The sequence below is a fragment of the Streptosporangium sp. NPDC049644 genome, from assembly GCF_040675205.1.
GTDB classification, from domain to species: Bacteria; Actinomycetota; Actinomycetes; order Streptosporangiales; family Streptosporangiaceae; genus Streptosporangium; species Streptosporangium fukuiense.
Map to the genome: position 1 here is coordinate 7,330 of NZ_JBFAOJ010000175.1, position 1,334 is coordinate 8,663.

Annotated in this window: 2 protein-coding genes; one reads left to right on the forward strand and one right to left on the reverse strand. The window is 66.3% G+C overall.

Features of this window, described 5'->3' with window-relative positions; translation table 11 throughout:
* Positions 1-79: 79 nt before the first annotated feature.
* Positions 80-349: a hypothetical protein gene (locus AB0J58_RS43165; protein WP_357797332.1), complete on the forward strand. Its 270-nt coding sequence runs from the start codon at positions 80-82 to the stop codon at positions 347-349.
* Positions 350-427: 78 nt separating this feature from the next.
* On the opposite strand, the gene AB0J58_RS43170 is transcribed toward AB0J58_RS43165, so the two are convergent.
* Positions 428-1,334 (reverse strand): hypothetical protein (locus tag AB0J58_RS43170; protein ID WP_357797335.1); only part of this gene is annotated, 907 nt, incomplete at its 5' end.

A 1,334-nucleotide genomic window follows, 5' to 3' on the forward strand; every position in this document is an offset into this window, starting at 1 on the left:
GGCCTAATCCTCTATTGAAAGTTGGCCTAACCTTCGAGAGCAATGTTTGGCCACACCCTGATGTGCGAGAATTGGCCACATGACCGACGCCGAGAAGGAGCTGGACCTTGCCGTGAAGGCGCTCAAACGCGCCCCCACGGGCAAGCGGGCCGCCGCGCGGGGTCGGGTACGAGCGGCGGTCGTCGAAGTCCTCAGGGAGGGCAGGCCGCTGATGGAAGTTGTCGAACTCAGTGGCTACTCCCGGGAACGCGTCCGGCAGGTTGCCCGCGCGGCCGGTATCGAGGCACCGCCTGAGCAGCGCGCGAAGGGCCGACCGAAGCAGGACCCCGCTCCTTCTGCTGGTTCCTGAGTCCCCACAGCGGGTGATCATGGGCCTCCTTCCTCACTGCTAGAAGGGGCGGGCACACAAGACCCGCCCCTGGTACGGCTACTTCGGGGTGGGGAACTTCTCCTGCTCGGAAAACCGCAGCAGCGCTACCTCGCGGCCCTCGCGGTGGGCGTTCCACGACTTGATGGTCAGCGCGGCGGAGTGGCTCTCATGGACGCGGCCAGGCTGGGAATTAAGGTCCATCAGCCGGTTCCGCAACGTCAGGATCGGGTTGCCCTTGGCGAGCATCGCGCCGTCAGCGAGCCGCTCGAAGAACTCGGCGCACTGGCCCTCGTCCAGGGCAGCGAACAGCCACCAGCACAGGCCGATCGTGGACGGTGCCAGCAGTTTTGCTCTGCGGTGGTGGCTAGCGGCCTGGGCAGCTTCCCGCAACTGCGGGTGCTGGTCGAGGAACTCGAACGACTCCAACGCGGACGGCTGGTACCTCGCCGACCTGCTGCGGAGTCCCCGCTCCCACAGCAGGGCTCGCCGAACAACCGCCGCGAGCGTGCCGGGGTCGGTTTCGCCGCGGAACCCGAACCGGTCGCGCATGGTGCGCTTGGCGCCGTCGTCAATCGTGTTGCGGGCGGTCTCGGGCAGGTTCGACACCACCAGCATCCAGCCGGATGTGCCGGACGCTCGTCGTGCCTCCAGCCGGTGCTGGCCGTCGATCAGGTTTCCCTGGACGTCGCGTCGGATCGCGTCGCCGTTCTCGGCGAACCAGCCGGCCAGCATGTCTCGCTCGATCTTGTTGCTGGCATCGGGCCGCATCGAACGGTTGTTGTTGTTGCGGTACAGCAACTCCTCCGCGAGGGCAGGAGTCATCCACACCAGCTCGTACACCACCCCGTCAGGGGAGACGAACGACCGAGGGTTGTACCTGCCAGTCACGGACTGGGCGACACTCGCCGCACCGTTGGAGGTCGGCTCGTCTGGGGAGATGAACGCTACGGTTGTGGCTGACATC